Consider the following 16,530-nt stretch of genomic DNA (forward strand, 5'->3'; position numbering starts at 1 on the left):
ACTTAAGTCCGCTTTCGCTTCCCTGTTTCGACCGCTTTACTAAGATACCCCCCTCTCTACCTCCCTGTCAACCCCCTTCTACCCACGGAAATTATCTATACTTCTGCATCGGTCTTGTTTGAGCAACTTGTTTGAGCAAGTAACGTCTTTATCTTGTTTGGTCATGGATAGTTTGAGCCTTATGTAAGAGTATCTTTAAGATTTACTTATGCGTCCGGTAGAAAAATAGTCAAACCAATTCTGGTGCAGGATCAAAGATTTTTAGCTAGTTTAAAGTGGGCGAGGCATGTATGGTTACAAAAACCTTCCATAGGCCGAAACTTAAATTTGTCTATGGACTAAGTTAACTGGATATCTAATGTAAAAAGTTGACTTCCATCCAGCCCAAGTGTTGCCCTGTAGAGCAAATAAGCAACACCACCTCAATCTTTAAGCCAAGCATTACATAACCTGCATCCTACTAAAGCTGACACCATTTGGCTGAATGCTTATAAAGTTTTTACATTAAAACCGGTCACCTGCCATCCAAGTTACTGAGTTGATTTTTCCAACAACAGTTCTAACGCTGTCTTCATCTCATCTGGAGTAGTTGGAGTTGTGCCAAATTGCCGAACTACGATACTGGCAGCTAAGTTGCCCAATACGGCGGCTTCCCAGGAAGAGGCTCCAAGCGTCAATCCTAAGGTTAAAGCGGCGACTACCGTATCTCCAGCTCCGGTAACATCAAATACGTCTGTCTGGTTAAAGGCAGGAATGTGGTGTTCAGTACCGTCGTTTTGAAACAGGCTCATGCCATCTTCACCACGAGTAATCAGCATTTTTTGCGATTGAGTTAGTTGCAACAGGTCGTTTCCGCCTTGACGCAAAAGAGTTTCGCTTTTGCTGCCATCTATTTCTACGAGTGGGTAGCCAACCGCTTGCTCAGCTTCAGGTAAGTTAGGCGTAAAGATACTAGCTCCTTGATAGCGGTTGAGGTCTTTTTGGGCATCTACGACGCTAAAAGGATGGGAGAGAGCGGCAGCAATCACGATTTCCGAGAGGGTGCCATCACCATAGTCAGAGCAAACGACAGCATCAACGCTGCTGATTTGTTGGCGAATGTAGGCGGCAAGTTGGGTTTGCAGTTCAGCAGAGGGCAATTCATCGGATTTGCGATCGACTCGCACAATTTGCTGAGTTACGGATTGACGCGCGTGTCCTGAGATGCGGGTTTTGGTAACGGTGGGGCGATCGCGATCTAACAAAATGCCTTCAATATTCACGCCAGCCGTTTCAAAAATGTGACGTAATGCTTTGCCTTGCTCATCTTTGCCCACTAGCCCAACCGCTTTCACTTGGGCACCTAGTTTCGCAAAGTTATAGACTGCATTCGCACCGCCACCCGCAACTTGATGAGTATGTTCATGCCGAATAATCAGCACAGGTGCTTCCCGTGAAAGCCGCTCTACTTGTCCGGTCAAAAATTCATCTAGGCAGAGATCACCCACCACCAGCACTCTAGGTTGATGGAAGCATTCAAGTAATTTAAACAAGCGATCAGCAGACTCGGCAAGTTTTGCAGCAAAGGTTAAATCAAAAGTCATAGGTAACTGGTACTATTCCAGTGCCCTATTGTCTCGCAAATTCTTAGGTTTAGATATTCTTTTGAGCAAACTTGTCAAAATTAAATTTGAGATATTTGTAACTAAGAGATCACCCCAATGGGTTAGAGTCTCCTACCTGAAACGACTTATCTGATAATTTTGTGGTTCTATTGGCTGAGATAAGTTTCAGTTAGTAGAATGGGCAATACAGGGGATAAAGCCATCTTTAGATTCAAGCTGACTCAGTATGCAAGTTTCAGCAGTTGAGCTTTTGTAAAAGAGGAACTAGCACTATAGGTTGACAGTCAACCGATTTGAGAGTCAACCGATGAAAAACTGATGACTGAGTGCGTCTATATCTTTAATTTTTCAAGCTTTTTCTTTTTTGAGTAACAGCCGTGGATTTATCCGGCTGAGCTTGATAGCTCTATGTATAGTATTTTTTGACAGGCTATCGTTTGCCAAAAAAGTGAAGTAGTGTCTCCCGCGATCGCTTACCCCCCGTCTATCCTGCCTGCATGGTACATTCCCAAAGAAGAGTGACTAACTTTATACAGATCGGTCGCCGCGTTGCTGGATCTATCGTGAAGCATCCTGCTCTGCTGACCAGTCTGCTGGTTGCAGGCTTTATTGTTGGCATCCGAAGTGTGGGCGGATTGCAGTCATCAGAATTGTTAGCCTACGATCAGATGATTCGGCTTCGACCCGATCGCCCAGCCGATCCTAGGCTTCTAGTAGTCACTATTACCGAAACAGATATTCGATCGCAAAAGCGTTGGCCCATTTCCGATGCTGTGATTGCTGAATTGATTGAAAAATTGCAAGCCTACCAACCCCGCACGATTGGGTTAGACATTTATCGGGATATCCCGCATCCACCCGGCGAGAGCGCCTTAGCAAAACAGTTGCAAGCCCCTAATTTAATTGCAATTATGCTGATGGGGAATGCCGATAAAGATGCAGTACCTGCGCCAACTGAGGTTCTTCCTAATCGGGTAGGAATCAGCGATATCGTCGTTGATCCAGATGCAGTGGTGCGACGTAATTTGATGTATGCCACTGTTAACGGCAAAGCCTTTTATTCATTCTCACTGCAATTAGCCTTACATTACCTAGCAGAGCAACGTTTAAAGTTTGAGGTGGTGCCCAACGAGGCTATCAAAGTGGGTGATACCATTTTTCCAGCCCTAAACCCCGATGCCGGCGGCTACCAACACTTGGACGATCGCGGCTATCAGGTCATGCTAAGTTATCGTTCTGCCTATAATGTAGCGCGTCAGGTTAGCCTATCTGATGTACTCAACGGACAAATTGATCCAGCTTGGGTGAAAGACAAGTTAGTCATTATTGGCACTACGGCTCCTAGCACTAGGGATTTATTTTTAACGCCCTATAATCTTTCCAACGATAAAAGCCCTGAAATGCCTGGGGTAATCGTTCATGCTCAAAAAGCTAGCCAAGTTCTCAGCGCTGTTATAGATGGCTATCCGCAGACCTGGTTTTGGTGGCAGGAAGGTGAAATTCTGTGGATTGTTGTTTGGTCTTGCGCTGGAGGAATGTTGGGGTGGCGATTCCGGCATCCTCTTACGTTGGGCATTGGCAGTATTGTGGCGATCGGCGGATTATTTGGGGGGTGTTTTATCCTGTTTTTATCCAATGGTTGGATACCTTTTGTGCCCGCCGCGATCGCCTTTGTTAGCTCCAGTGTGGCAGCAGTCGCCTATCGCCTTCTATATGACGCGCTCCACGATGAGTTAACTGGATTGCCCAATCGAGCTTTGTTTATCCAGCGGCTTCAGTGGTCACTCAAGCGTTCCAAAAAAAAGTTGAGTCAATCTGTTGAAGAACAACCTGGAACAGCCGTTTTGCTTTTAGGACTGGATAGCTTTAAAACTATTAACGATAGTTTGGGGCATCAACGGGCAGATAAATTGCTAATTGCGATCGCTCAACGGTTGCAAACTTGCCTCCGATCACACGACGAATTAGCGCGCGTGGGGGGAGATGAGTTTGCGATTCTGCTGCAACCCGTTAGAGATAAAGATGAAGTAGGTCATTTAGCCGATCACTTGCAAAAGCAACTAAAACTACCATTTAATCTCAATGGACAGGATATTTTTACAACTGCCAGTGTTGGTATTGTCTGGTATCAGGCAAACCAATCCTATCAACCTGAAGAAGTTATGAGAGATGCCCACACTGCAATGAACCAGGCAAAAGCATCTGGAAAGGCTGGCTATCAGATGTTTATCTCTGGAATGCGTGTGCAAGTCATGACGCGGATGCAACTTGAGATTGATTTGCGTGGCGCGATCGATCGCCAAGAATTTCAATTGCACTACCAGCCTTTTATTTGCCTAGCAACAGGAAAAATTGCTGGATTTGAAGCACTACTACGCTGGCAACATCCCCAGCGGGGGTTTGTTCATCCGCTAGAATTTATTCCAGTTGCCGAAGAAACTGATTTAATCATTCCCATTGGTGCCTGGGTGATTGAAGAAGCATGTCGTCAATTAAAAATCTGGCAAAACCAGTTTCCTAGCAACGATCCTTTAGTTGTCAGTGTCAACCTATCTAGCAAACAATTTGTCCAACCTGATGATCTGGTTCATCAAATCGAGCAAACCTTACACGATACTGATATAGATGGGCATTGCCTCAAGCTTGAGATTACCGAAAGCATTGCCATGACCAACGTGGAACCCACGATCGCGTTGTTGCTACGGCTTAAAGCGCTCAACCTTCAACTGAGTATTGACGATTTTGGGACTGGCTACTCCTCACTCAGCTATCTCCATCAATTTCCTACCGATACCATCAAAGTTGATCGGTCTTTTGTTAGCCGGATGGGATTTGAATGTGAAGATATTCACATTGTGAAAACCATTATCATGCTAGGACACAATCTGGGGATGTATATTGTGGCGGAAGGCGTGGAAACAGCGGAACAGCTAGCCCTGTTGCGATCGCTCCAGTGTGAATATGGTCAAGGCTATTTCTTTGCCAAACCCCTCTCGCCCAATGCAGCAACAGCCTTGCTCAAAAGCGATCCCCAGTGGTAGACCACGAATGGTTCATTACCAACCCTTTACCCGTCATAATTATATAGATGGGATCTGAAGTGGGAGTTTAAATGGGACGAGTCATTTGGGCGATCGCGCTGGCATTATTACTCACCGCTTGTGGAACGATGGGGGTTAAGTTGCCAAGCGACGTGGTAGAGCAGGCGATCGCGCTTCAGCTAAGCCAAACCCAACAGCAGCTTAACCAGCAGCTTCGACTAGATCTTCAACCTGAAATTGAGATTCGGCGCATCAAAATCGCTGAAAAAAACCCCTTGCAAATTCAACAGTTTCAGGCATATCAAGTAAAAGGCACCTGCGACTACACGATCAAACTACCCAAACGGGACATTACTCAGCGCCAAGCTCCCTTTGAAGTCTATTTGCAACGCCAACAAGAAGGGAAAACCTGGCGTTTAGCCTTCATCAAAACCAACGAAAACGGCGAACCGATTTGGGCAACCCAACGCATCCTCACCGACACCTTCTAATCTCATACCTGTACGGGTTTAGCATTCGGGCAATGATCTTTGCAACTTATCTAAGGGTTACATGCCGAATGCCAAACCCCTACCCAATGCCGATCTCTAACTCGCCACTCGTCATTCGTCATTCGTCATTCCTATGCAAGAATCCTGGACTCACGATTTCATCACCACCAACGGCATCCGGCTGCACTATGTGACCCAAGGCAGCGGACCTTTAATGCTTTTTCTTCACGGGTTTCCAGAATTCTGGTATTCCTGGCGACATCAAATTCCAGAGTTTGCCAAAAATTACAAAGTGGTGGCGATCGACCTGCGGGGCTACAACGATAGCGACAAACCAGCCGATTCCACCGCCTACTCCATGCCCGAATTTATCAAAGATGTGCAGGGTGTGATTGCGGGCTTGGGATACGAAAAATGTGTGTTGGTGGGTCATGATTGGGGCGGCGCGATCGCCTGGTCTTTTGCCTACGCCCACCCTGAAATGGTAGACCGCCTGATCATTCTTAATATTCCTCACCCTGCCAAATTTGCCGAAGGCTTACGCACTCCCCAGCAACTTCTTCGCAGTTGGTATATCTTCTTTTTCCAGCTTCCCTTTCTTCCAGAACTCCTGATTCAGTTAAACGACTACCAGGCATTAAAACAAGCATTCAAAGGCATGGCAGTTAATAAAAATGCTTTCACTAACGCCGATATCGAAACCTACAAAAATGCCTTTGCCAAACCGGGTGTTCTCACCGCTGCCGTTAATTATTACCGTAATGTTCTGCAACTCGGATCGCCTCTTCAAAGATCTTGGAGCGTTTTGGAAGTGCCAACCTTAATGATTTGGGGCGAAGATGACATACCCCTAGGCAAAGAACTGACCTATGGCACCGAGCAATATGTTCGCGATTTCCAGATTAAATACATCCCCAATTGCAGTCATTGGGTGCAGCAAGAACAGCCCCAACTCGTCAATCAATTCATGCACGAATTCCTCACACGCTAAACTCAAGCTGTCAGCCTGTGCCATTTCTTTAGACGAACGAACTGAGAGGAGTTAGAGTGTTTTTTAGTGTAGTCATTCCTACTTACAACCGGAAGCCGATTTTGGAGAAATGCCTGAAGGCGTTGGAGCATCAGGTATTTGATCAAAGCCAAATTGCTGGATATGAAGTGGTGGTGGTGGATGATGGCTCTACCGACGAAACGGTGAAATGGTTGCATAGTACGGCTGAGTTTCCCCATGTGCGACTATTTCAGCAAGATCACAAAGGTGCCGCCGCCGCCCGAAATTTGGGAGTCGAAAAGGCAGCAGGCGACACGATTATTTTTATTGATAGCGATTTGGTGGTCACGGAGTTTTTTTTGCAAGCCCATGCCGAAAAACTGCTAGAAGGGGCGCGATCGCTGGGTCACGATCGCCTTTTCACCTACGGGCGCGTGATCAACACCTGCAATTTTGATGACCCAACATCAGAACCCTTTAAAGTTACCGATTATTCGCAGGCATTTTTTGCCACCGGAAACGTGGCGATCGCTCGCACCTGGCTAATCCAAGCTGGACTCTTCGATACCCAGTTCCAACTCTACGGCTGGGAAGACCTGGAACTCGGCGTGCGGCTGAAAAATCTGGGCTTACAGTTAATTAAATGTCCCGATGCCGTCGGCTATCACTGGCATCCGCCTTTTTCCCTTGACCAAATTCCCAAACTGATCGACCAAGAAATTCAGCGCGGCAAAATGGGTGTCCTTTTCTACCAAAAACATCCCACCTGGAATGTCCGACTGATGATTCAAATGACCTGGCTCCATCGTATTCTCTGGGGCATTCTCTCCCTCGGCGGCTTCCTCAACGAACGCACCATGGCTCCTTTACTCCAATGGCTGATCGACCAAGGAAAACCCCAACTCGCCCTAGAAGTCGCTCGGATTTTCCTCAACTGGTACAACGTCCAAGGCGTTTACCAAGCCTATCGAGAAATGCAACATAGCTAATTCATGCCATCCTAGCTGCGCTACACTGGAAATGTTGTTTAAATTCGCACATCCGGAATTTCGGGTGTCTCAAATTAGAGATGCAGCCGGATGGAGGAATAACCCGAACAGGAGAAAAGTCAATATGCCAGTCGTTTCATTGGCTCAATTATTAGAGTCTGGGGTTCACTTTGGGCACCAAACCCGTCGTTGGAATCCCAAGATGGATACCTACATCTACACATCCCGCAACGGCGTTCACATCATTGATTTGGTGCAAACCGCCCGATTAATGGATGAAGCCTATAACTATGTGCGGACTGCCTCTGAGCAAGGCAAAAAGTTTTTATTCATTGGCACCAAACGCCAAGCTGCCGGAATCGTGGCGCAAGAAGCGAGTCGCTGTGGTGCTTACTATGTGAACCAGCGCTGGTTGGGTGGAATGCTGACCAACTGGACGACGATTAAAACTCGCGTCGATCGCTTGAAAGATCTCGAACGCCGCGAAGCCACCGGTGGACTTGATTTATTGCCTAAGAAAGAAGCCTCTGTCTTGCGCCGTGAACTCGAAAAGCTCCAAAAATATCTGGGTGGCATTAAAGCCATGCGGAAAGTGCCCGACATTGTGGTGATTGTGGATCAAAAACGAGAGTATAACGCAGTTCAAGAGTGCCAAAAGCTCAACTTGCCCATCGTGTCGATGTTGGATACCAATTGCGACCCTGATGTGGTAGATATTCCCATTCCAGCGAACGATGATGCCATTCGGTCAATTAAGCTAATAGTAGGCAAGTTGGCGGATGCGATCTATGAAGGTCGGCATGGTCAGCTTGAAGCTGATGAAGAATACGATGATTATGATGGCGCGGATGGGGAGTATGACTATGAGGATAGTGATGCTTTCCCTGAAGAAACTGAGGAAACCGCAAATTAAATAGTGATGAGTGATGAGTGATGAGTCTTGATCTCGCTTGATCTCGCTTCTTACTCATTGCTCATTGCCTTAGACAGCTAGGAGTAAGGGCAATGGCAGACATCTCAGCAAAATTGGTTAAAGAACTGCGCGAAAAAACGGGCGCAGGCATGATGGATTGTAAAAAAGCGCTCCAAGAAACGGAGGGCAACATTGAAAAGGCAAGCGAATGGCTACGGAAAAAAGGAATTTCATCGGCTGAGAAAAAAGCTGGCAAGGTGGCTGCGGAAGGATTAGTGGGTCAGTATATCCACATTGGTGGACGAATTGGCGTATTGGTAGAAGTGAATTGCCAAACCGATTTTGTGGCGCGGAATGAGGCATTTAAGGCACTTGTTCAAAATATAGCCATGCAAATTGCGGCATCCAAGGTGGAATACGTCAAAATTAGCGATATTCCTGCCGCGATCGCCGATAAGGAAAAAGAAATTGAGATGGGTCGGGACGACCTATCGGGCAAACCTGAAGCAATGAAAGAAAAAATTGTGCAGGGACGGATTGAAAAACGATTGAAGGAACTGTGCTTGCTCGATCAGGCATATGTTAAAGATCAAAATATTACGATCGCCGAGTTGGTGGCTCAACATGTAGCGAGTTTGGGTGAGAATATTCAAGTTCGTCGCTTTGTCCGATTTGAACTAGGCGAAGGAATTGAGAAGGAAGAAACCGATTTTGCGGCAGAAGTTGCGGCTCAAATGGGAGTTTCTGCGGCTGTAACCCCTGACGCATCTGAAGCACCTGAAGTATCTGAAGTATCCGCAACGGCAGATGCAAGCGATCAGCCAAAGGATGACAAAAAGAAAGAGAGCAAGAAAGATGGCAAGAAGGGTAAGAAATAGTTGGCTTTTGCGAAGCTAATTGGCTTAAACCAAAGTTTAGAGGGAGTCCAACGGGTTCCCTCTATTTTTTGATAAGCATTTGCGAAGAAAGGGAGGGAGCTAATTCAGGTAGAGTAGATATTTAAGCGTTTTATTAAGACAAATAAAGTCTCTTTCAACAGGGGCGTTTGATTTAGCAAAAGGGTTTGGGATGTTCACGGCAATTACTGAAGATTTAACACTACTAACCGTTGCTTTTGGAGTTAGCTTGTTAGCCTGGGGATTTTTTCGCGCCAGACCCTTGGGCAAGCTTGGCATTTTTGCATGGTTGCAGTCCGTTGTGCTGATGTTGCCTTGGCTGCTATTTTTTGGGCTAACTGCAGCTGGCGTGATGCTAAATCTAGTGATTATGTTGCTGTTGCTGGTGGGATCTGCCGGAGTTTACATGGGCTTGGGCAGTCAAGTGCGATCGCTCAAGCAAGAGGCAGCGGCTCGCCGAGTAGACGCGATCGCGGCATCAGGCAATCCTGCTCATGATTCCTCAGACCACTCCACTCAACCCGAATCCAGCCCAGATTCATCTCCAGCAAGCTCAACACCCGATGAACCTGATGTCGTTCCGCTGCCTCCAGAAGACCTCAAAGCAATTCAAGGCATTTTTGGGATAGATACCTTTTTTGCCACCGAAACTATCCCGTATCAAGAAGGCGCAATCTTTCGAGGCAATCTGCGCGGTGACCCAGAAGTGGCTTACACCAAACTTGCTGAAAGCTTAAAAATGCGATTGGGAGAAACCTATCGTCTGTTTCTAGTTGAGAATCAAGATGATAAACCCGTAATTATCGTCTTGCCAAGCAGCCGTGATCCACAACCGCTAAACCTGTCACAAAAACTACTGGCAGGGGCTTTGTTCATTTTTAGCGCGATCGCCTGTTTAGAAAGCGCAGGGTTAATGTTGGGATTTGACTTATTTGAAAACCCTAACAGAGTCGCTGAAACAATTCCATTTGCGGCTGGCATTATCGGTATTTTGGCTGCTCATGAAGTTGCCCATTGGGTGATTGCCAATCGCCATAACGTCCGGCTTAGCTTGCCATTTTTTATTCCTACTCTTCAAATTGGTTCATTTGGCGCTCTAACCAAATTCCTTTCCATTTTGCCCAATCGCAATGTTCTATTCGATGTCGCGTTTGCGGGACCTGCTGTTGGGGGCTGCCTCTCGTTTCTAGTACTGCTTTTCGGCTTACTGCTCTCCCACAAGGGCAGCTTATTTCAACTGCCTTCAGAATTTTTTCAGGGTTCCATTTTGGTTGGCACTCTAGCACGAGTGGTTTTGCAAGAACCCTTAAAACAACCTATTGTCGATGTTCACCCATTCGTTGTTTTAGGCTGGTTGGGGTTGGTGATTACGGCACTCAATCTGCTGCCTGCTGGACAACTGGATGGAGGACGAATTGTGCAGGCAGTCTATGGTCGGAAAATTGCTGCCCGAACTACCGTTGCAGTTTTGATTGTGTTGGGCTTGGCTTCTTTTGTGAACCCATTAGCATTTTATTGGGCACTGATCCTGCTGTTTGTCCAGCGTGATTTGGAGCGCCCTTGCGCGAATGAACTGACTGAGCCAGACGATGCCCGAGCCGCATTGTGCTTACTGGCATTATTTTTGATGATTGTGACATTGCTGCCACTGACACCCAGTTTGGCAGGACGGTTAGGCATTGGAATGTGAAATCGTCTACCTCTCTAAACCGCTCATAGCACAAAATTCAGTTCTAGAATTGAGTCAGTTAAAACTTGAAGAACGGTACTAATTGGCTCGGTCATCTGCTCTTCCAGCATGGAAAGAGGCGCAATATTAGCCTCAACAACTTGGGGTATCACCGCGTTAATTGAGTCATTTAAGACTTGAAGAACGGTGCTAATTGGCTCGGTCATCTGCTCTTCCAGCATGGAAAGAGGCGCAGTATCGGTAACGACTACCTGGCTGTTCACGGTACTGATTGGCTCGGTAGTTTGCTCTTCCTGCACTAAAACAGACGTAGTATTAGCCCCAACAACTTGAGTGCTACTTAGATCAGTCGGCTGATTCACTACGGGCGGCACACTGATTGGAGGCACTATAGGAGGGAACGGTGCGTTAATTCCATAAACTCGGTAGCCACTATCTGCCAACATGGCAAAATCCATTTCAGTTGGACATGGCAAATAGTAAAGCCACTGGTAAGACATGATGGATGAAACTCTGGCAGCCGGGTGCCAATAGTCATACTGACCTGTTACTGGGTTAGCTCCATCTTGAGATTGCAAAGGAATATATTGTCCGCCGTTGAGGGCTTTGGAATATTCCCCTCTGAAAACAGCGGTTTGAGGAGTCGTAAAGTTTTGCTTCAAATAGCCTTCCCAGTTTAATCCTAACAATCCGAGGGTATGCCCCAGTTCATGCGACACCGCATTATAAAGATAGGTATTGCTGACCGCTTCATCGATCGCAATTTGTCCAACACGAGGCATCAATTCAGCGGAGGTAATCCAGCCGCCATAGTCATATTCAATCCCGCCATAGCCGCCGGCAGTGCCCCTAGAGTTAATGGTGTTCACAAACACTACTAAATCATCGACATAGCGCCGAGTTTGAAACGCCGTAGTAGTGGAGCCAAGCTGTAGTTTGTTGATTGCCCCATTTAACTGCAAGCCAGTCCATTCATTCGCAATTCGGCTGGACCAATCAGTGGATGCTTTTTGGGCGATCGCCCGTCGTTCTAGCGTCCAAAAGCCAGATGTGTCATTCCGAAAGTCGAGGTCAATATTAAACCGTGAGGTGTCTGGAGCATAGGTATTAGCAATTGAGCCTAAATCATAGGTGCCGCTGGCGATTGCTCCGCCGCTTAGCTGATAGTCAAGCGTATTGCCAATAGTGCGATCGGTTCCAACTCCGTCTACTTCAGCAATAAACCAAACTGTTTGAATTTGATCCCACGTTTGGGGCGTAAAAGTCACAAAATTCTGAGTACCGTTTTGCAGATTGCCATCTGCATCTACTGTCAAAAAGCTACCTGGTGTAAATGCAAGCGTAATGTTTGAGGTTGGTGCTTGCTGCAAATTGAGCTTCAGTTGAAAGGTGCCTGTATCGCCTTCTTTGCCGCTAAACACGAGATTACTAATAGTCACCACGCTAGGCGGACTCGGCTCATCAGGCGGAACAATTGGCGCAACAATGAGCGGATTACTATCAACTGTTTCTATCGGCAAACTGGGTTGAGTCAGACGTTCAGGAACAGTCTCTAGATCAGGACTCAATACAGGAACGATGGTCGGTGTGGGCACAGAGGCGATCGCCCTAGGCTCCAAGACCGTCAAACTGGGCAAAGCTTGATCAAATAAGACGGAACCAAAATCTTGTAGAACGCTTAAATCAGTGTGATCCGCGCGACTTGGAGAGCTAGAGGCGCTGGAAAAATTCATTGACAGAGAATCTGTTAATCCTGGGTTAAAAGCAATACTAGAGTGAGATGTAGATTGAACCACAAGATCTTCCAGAGATGAGCCAAAGCCCAATGGAGACTCAAGGGCACGATAGGTACAGTTTATACACATACACTAAAGTCAGTAGGATTGAATAGTCGGTTAAATAGAGAGAGATTATACATTGCCAATGTACAGTAGGGTAATGAACTAATATTCAAGTAAAATCAGCTTTCATTTCCTCCCCCTTTCTTCTAAAGCGGGAAGAGGAAGTAAGAATGGGGTCAAAGTTCCTCTTCTAGAGCAGCAGAAAGATTTAAGGTAAGAGCTAGGGGCAATCGAGAAAGTTACACATTGCAGATAATTTGAAACTCTTGCTCGTGATCAGATAGATGGCAGGTGAAATGCCCCTGCTGAATTTGTTTATCTTTGAGAACGCCTACCGATGCACCCAACAATAGAACAAATTACAAATCTGGAAAATACATCATGCTAAAGATTTAGAAGAGAGCCAATGTATTTTGCACTGTTGGATTGAACTTTGCTTGATCACCCTTAGATTAAGGATACCAAGTAAAGTTTCCAACCTTGATGAAGTCTTGACAAAGATGAACAGTTTGCAAAGATTTTAGTCAAAAGCTCTAATTGGACACTATTTTTTAGTGTGCCGATGTATCGCGATCGCCCTCTAATAAGCAGCTAACAGGGATTTTGCGCCTCTCTACAAGCCAAATTTTTATTTCAGGCTAAAATCTTTACGGTTTCTTTATACAAATCTACGAAGCTTTTGAGCGTTTCTGGGTAATTCCTCGGAACCCTTGTCACTGTTTTGTTGCGATCCTTAAAGATAAGCTGGAGTAGCTTGAGACATTTCCTGATTATCGCTTATAGGTTTATAAACTCTAGAAGATTGGCAAGTTATGCTGGGCAAAATTCTTGGAAGCCGTTACCAAATCAGGCAGCATTTAGGCGGTGGTGGATTTGGACAGACCTATTTGGCTGATGATTTACATTTGCCTGGGCAGCCGACCTGTGTTGTCAAACAGCTAAAACCTAAAAAGGTAGATGTAGAAACGTTTCAGGCTGCAAAACGCCTATTTGACACAGAAGCTGAGGTGCTTTATGCCTTAGGCAGCCATAGCCAGATTCCCAGGCTATTCGCTCACTTTGAAGAAGAGCAGAACTTTTTTTTGGTACAAGAGTTCATAGAAGGAGTCGTTTTTAACCAGGAATTACGGCAGCGGCATCAATTTACCGAAGCAGAAATTCTGCATCTTTTACAAGATATTTTGACTGTGCTAGAGTTTGTCCATCAGCAACAGGTAGTTCACCGCGATATCAAGCCCTCTAATTTAATCCGTCGATCGCACGATCAATGTTTGGTTCTGATCGATTTTGGTGCAGTCAAGCAAATCGGCTGGGCTGATGGGGAAAATCGCCACTCAACCGATAGTGTGGCGATCGGTTCTTCTGGCTACATGCCCAATGAACAACTAGCAGGAATGCCTTGTTTTAGTAGTGATGTTTACGCACTTGGCATTTTGGCGGTTCAATGCCTGACCGGAAGTTATTTACAGAAATTGCCTAAGGATTTGAAAACGAGCGAAATTTTGTGGCGCGATCGCGCTCAGGTTAGCTCAGAACTTGCTGCCATTTTAGATAAGATGGTGCGCTACGATTTTCGCGATCGCTATCCTTCTGCCGCCGAAGCACTGGCAGATTTGAACGGGTTAATGCAAGTCACGTCGGTTGCTGATTTATTAACGGAGCAAACCATCGTCACCTTAGAAGGGCATCTCGTTTGGCTCGAACGAGGAGACGAGCTATTCCATCAGCAGCGCTATCGGGAAGCTGTTGTTGCCTATGATCGAGTGATTCAAGCCAATGCCAGTGATGAGGTAGCTTGGTTTAAGCGGGGAATTGCCTTAGAAAATTTGGAATGTTACGAAGAAGCGGCAGAGTCCTATGAGCGCGTTCTCCAGCTTCAACCGGAAGATTACTTGGCGTGGTATAAGCGCGGGAATGCCTTTGAACGGCTTCAGCGATCAACCGAGGCGCTTCAAGCTTACGAGCAAGTGGTGCAGCTAAAACCCGATAACTACTGGGCATGGCACGATCGCGGCAAAATGCTGGAAACCCTAAATCGGTTTGAAGAAGCAGTGGCATCCTACGATCGCGCGGTGAATCTCAAGCCTGATTTTCAGGTTGCCATTGTCAGCCGCAAGCAGCTTTTAACTCGATTAAAGCAGGTAGATACGCTCTACCATTTGCAGCATTATGATGAAGCGATCGCCTCATGCGATCGCACTATTCAAGAGAATCCTGATGATTCCCTTGCCTGGTTTATGCGTGGGATGGCAATGGAAAATTTGCAGGAATGGGATCACGCGATCGCAGCCTATCAACGAGTCGTTGAGATTCAGCCCGATGATCACCTTGCCTGGTTTAAGCAAGCGACACTACTGGCTACAGTCAGAAAACCGAATGAAGCATTAATGGCGTTTCAGCAGGTCGTCCAGCTACAGCCAGACAATTATTGGGCATGGCACGATCGCGGTAAGCTCCTAGAAAAACTAGGACAATCGGAAGCGGCGATCGCCAGCTATGACCGAGTTTTGCAGCTTAAGCCCGATTTTCAAGCCTCAACAGATGCACGCACCCGCATTCTCAAACAGCTTCACCAAAGCGTGATTGCGCCGACGATAGACGAAGATGTGACCATTTTTTCAGGGACAACTGAAAAAGACGGCTTAACTTCCTCAAACCGAGGACTACAACAAGCGGCTTTTAGCAATGCTCAGCAACTCCAACAGGATGCAGCGGCTTTGAATCCCGGTACATCCAGTGATTTTTTTGAAGAAACTTCTATCATTAACTACCCCCCAAATCCACCAGGCACTAACTTAGTCCACCTAATCGAAGAAGAGGAAACTCGCATTAATGTTTTGGTTGCTAGTCTCACGGGTGTAGATCTTGCATCTGAGCCTCCGAACCCGACAGCCCCAGAAAACCATCATATCTGGTTTAATCAAGGGCGCACTTTAGAAAAGTTGCAGCGTTATGGAGAAGCCCTAGCTGCATTTAATCAAGCGCTGCAATACTGTTCAGACGATCCAGAATTATGGCGGTGTCAGGCGAATGTGTTGACTCTCCTGAGTCGTCATGATGAAGCGGTGACTGCTTACAACAAGGCGCTTGAGCTTAACCCGGAGCATGTGGAGCTTTGGTGTTGTTTAGGAGCTAGCCTTATGCGATCGCAGCGTTATAAAGAAGCAATCGCCGCATTTGAGCAGGCAATCCGGCTAAAGCCCAAACGCCATATTCCATGGTATTGGCGGGGTCGGGCATTGGCAGAACTAAAGCAGTATTTAGAAGCCATTCGGTCGTTTGAAAACGCGATCGCTTTAAAGCCCGACTTTCAGCCCGCGATCGCTGACTGCAAACGCATCCAAAATCGCCTGAAACAATTGGAGCAGAGCGCTAGTTGTAGTGTATGAAGGGTAATTCATAGATTTTTTACGCCGTGTCTCTATCTATCGCACACAACCAATGCACACTCTAAAGTTGCCATTCTGTAAAAGGCATTGATGATGTGCTGGATTGTTAAGCAGAGCGGGGCTGGATACGAGATAGAGCCTCGGCTTCCGCATTCAATGCATGGTATAAATCCCATCGCAGTTGTAAATTCATCCAGAAATCAACTGATGTATCAAAGTATTTCGCCAGCCGTAGGGCTAGGTTAGGCGTAATTGCCTGCTGCTGCTGAACGATCGTCTGAATATCTATCGTAGAAACATGGATCGCGGCGGCAAGTTCTTGGATTGGTAGGTTGATAGGCACCAAAAATTCTTCCAGTAGCATTTCGCCGGGATGGGTGGGTGCGCGGTGGGTGGGAACTCGAATCATTGGATTGGGTAAGTTGACGGTTAGTGATAATCGACAATTTCTACGTCGCTAGGTTCGTTTTCGTGCCAGGTGAAACAAAGACGACATTAGTCGTTAATGCGAATGCTGTATTGCCCTGAGCGATCCGCGTAAGCGCGACCGACAGGTCAATCGCCCTCCAAAGTTTCTAGACGATTTCCCGGTGGCACTCGCAAATCTTCTAGTAGGCTGTCAACTTTATTTTGGTGGATAGATGGGAGAGAATAGAGCGGCAGCTACCTCTGAACCAATCATGCC

General features: G+C 46.5%; 11 protein-coding genes. 8 read left to right on the plus strand and 3 right to left on the minus strand.

Annotated elements, in window-relative coordinates:
* Positions 1 to 530 precede the first annotated feature (530 nt).
* Positions 531 to 1,583 carry a bifunctional heptose 7-phosphate kinase/heptose 1-phosphate adenyltransferase gene (locus tag AB3R30_RS25415; RefSeq protein ID WP_458652005.1) on the minus strand — a complete coding sequence of 351 codons (1,053 nt, stop codon included), beginning with the start codon at positions 1,581 to 1,583 and terminating at the stop codon, positions 531 to 533.
* Positions 1,584 to 2,167: 584 nt separating this feature from the next.
* Here AB3R30_RS25415 and AB3R30_RS25420 point away from each other — a divergent pair.
* The 7 genes from AB3R30_RS25420 to AB3R30_RS25450 all read left to right on the plus strand — a co-directional run bounded on the left by AB3R30_RS25420 (position 2,168) and on the right by AB3R30_RS25450 (position 10,615).
* Positions 2,168 to 4,645, plus strand: coding sequence for an EAL domain-containing protein (locus AB3R30_RS25420; RefSeq protein ID WP_458652006.1), 2,478 nt, complete (start codon positions 2,168 to 2,170; stop codon positions 4,643 to 4,645).
* Between the two features lie 71 nt (positions 4,646 to 4,716).
* A complete protein-coding gene (locus AB3R30_RS25425; RefSeq protein ID WP_458652007.1) occupies positions 4,717 to 5,136 on the plus strand; it encodes a hypothetical protein in 420 nt (139 codons plus the stop codon).
* A gap of 133 nt (positions 5,137 to 5,269) precedes the next feature.
* Complete coding sequence (locus AB3R30_RS25430) at positions 5,270 to 6,127, plus strand: alpha/beta fold hydrolase (RefSeq protein ID WP_458652008.1); 858 nt, start codon at positions 5,270 to 5,272, stop codon at positions 6,125 to 6,127.
* Positions 6,128 to 6,183: 56 nt separating this feature from the next.
* Positions 6,184 to 7,116, plus strand: a complete 933-nt coding sequence (locus AB3R30_RS25435; RefSeq protein WP_458652009.1) for a glycosyltransferase family 2 protein — start codon at positions 6,184 to 6,186, stop codon at positions 7,114 to 7,116.
* Positions 7,117 to 7,240: 124 nt separating this feature from the next.
* Positions 7,241 to 8,029: a 30S ribosomal protein S2 gene (gene rpsB / locus AB3R30_RS25440; protein WP_458652010.1), complete on the plus strand. Its 789-nt coding sequence runs from the start codon at positions 7,241 to 7,243 to the stop codon at positions 8,027 to 8,029.
* A gap of 92 nt (positions 8,030 to 8,121) precedes the next feature.
* Positions 8,122 to 8,907 (plus strand): translation elongation factor Ts, encoded by a 786-nt coding sequence (tsf, locus tag AB3R30_RS25445; protein WP_458652011.1) that lies wholly within the window; start codon positions 8,122 to 8,124, stop codon positions 8,905 to 8,907.
* 190 nt (positions 8,908 to 9,097) lie between these two features.
* A complete protein-coding gene (locus AB3R30_RS25450; RefSeq protein ID WP_458652012.1) occupies positions 9,098 to 10,615 on the plus strand; it encodes a site-2 protease family protein in 1,518 nt (505 codons plus the stop codon).
* A gap of 23 nt (positions 10,616 to 10,638) precedes the next feature.
* On the opposite strand, the gene AB3R30_RS25455 is transcribed toward AB3R30_RS25450, so the two are convergent.
* A complete protein-coding gene (locus AB3R30_RS25455; protein ID WP_458652013.1) occupies positions 10,639 to 12,348 on the minus strand; it encodes a hypothetical protein in 1,710 nt (569 codons plus the stop codon).
* A gap of 920 nt (positions 12,349 to 13,268) precedes the next feature.
* Between AB3R30_RS25455 and AB3R30_RS25460 the strand changes: the two genes are divergently transcribed.
* Positions 13,269 to 15,845: a tetratricopeptide repeat protein gene (locus tag AB3R30_RS25460; protein WP_458652014.1), complete on the plus strand. Its 2,577-nt coding sequence runs from the start codon at positions 13,269 to 13,271 to the stop codon at positions 15,843 to 15,845.
* 106 nt (positions 15,846 to 15,951) lie between these two features.
* Here AB3R30_RS25460 and AB3R30_RS25465 read toward each other — a convergent pair whose 3' ends face one another.
* Positions 15,952 to 16,254 (minus strand): HigA family addiction module antitoxin, encoded by a 303-nt coding sequence (locus AB3R30_RS25465; RefSeq protein ID WP_458652015.1) that lies wholly within the window; start codon positions 16,252 to 16,254, stop codon positions 15,952 to 15,954.
* Between the last annotated feature and the right edge of the window lie 276 nt (positions 16,255 to 16,530).

It is taken from the genome of Sivoneniella epilithica UHCC 1019, from assembly GCF_040830845.1.
Classification (GTDB): Bacteria; Cyanobacteriota; Cyanobacteriia; order Leptolyngbyales; family Leptolyngbyaceae; genus ULC077BIN1.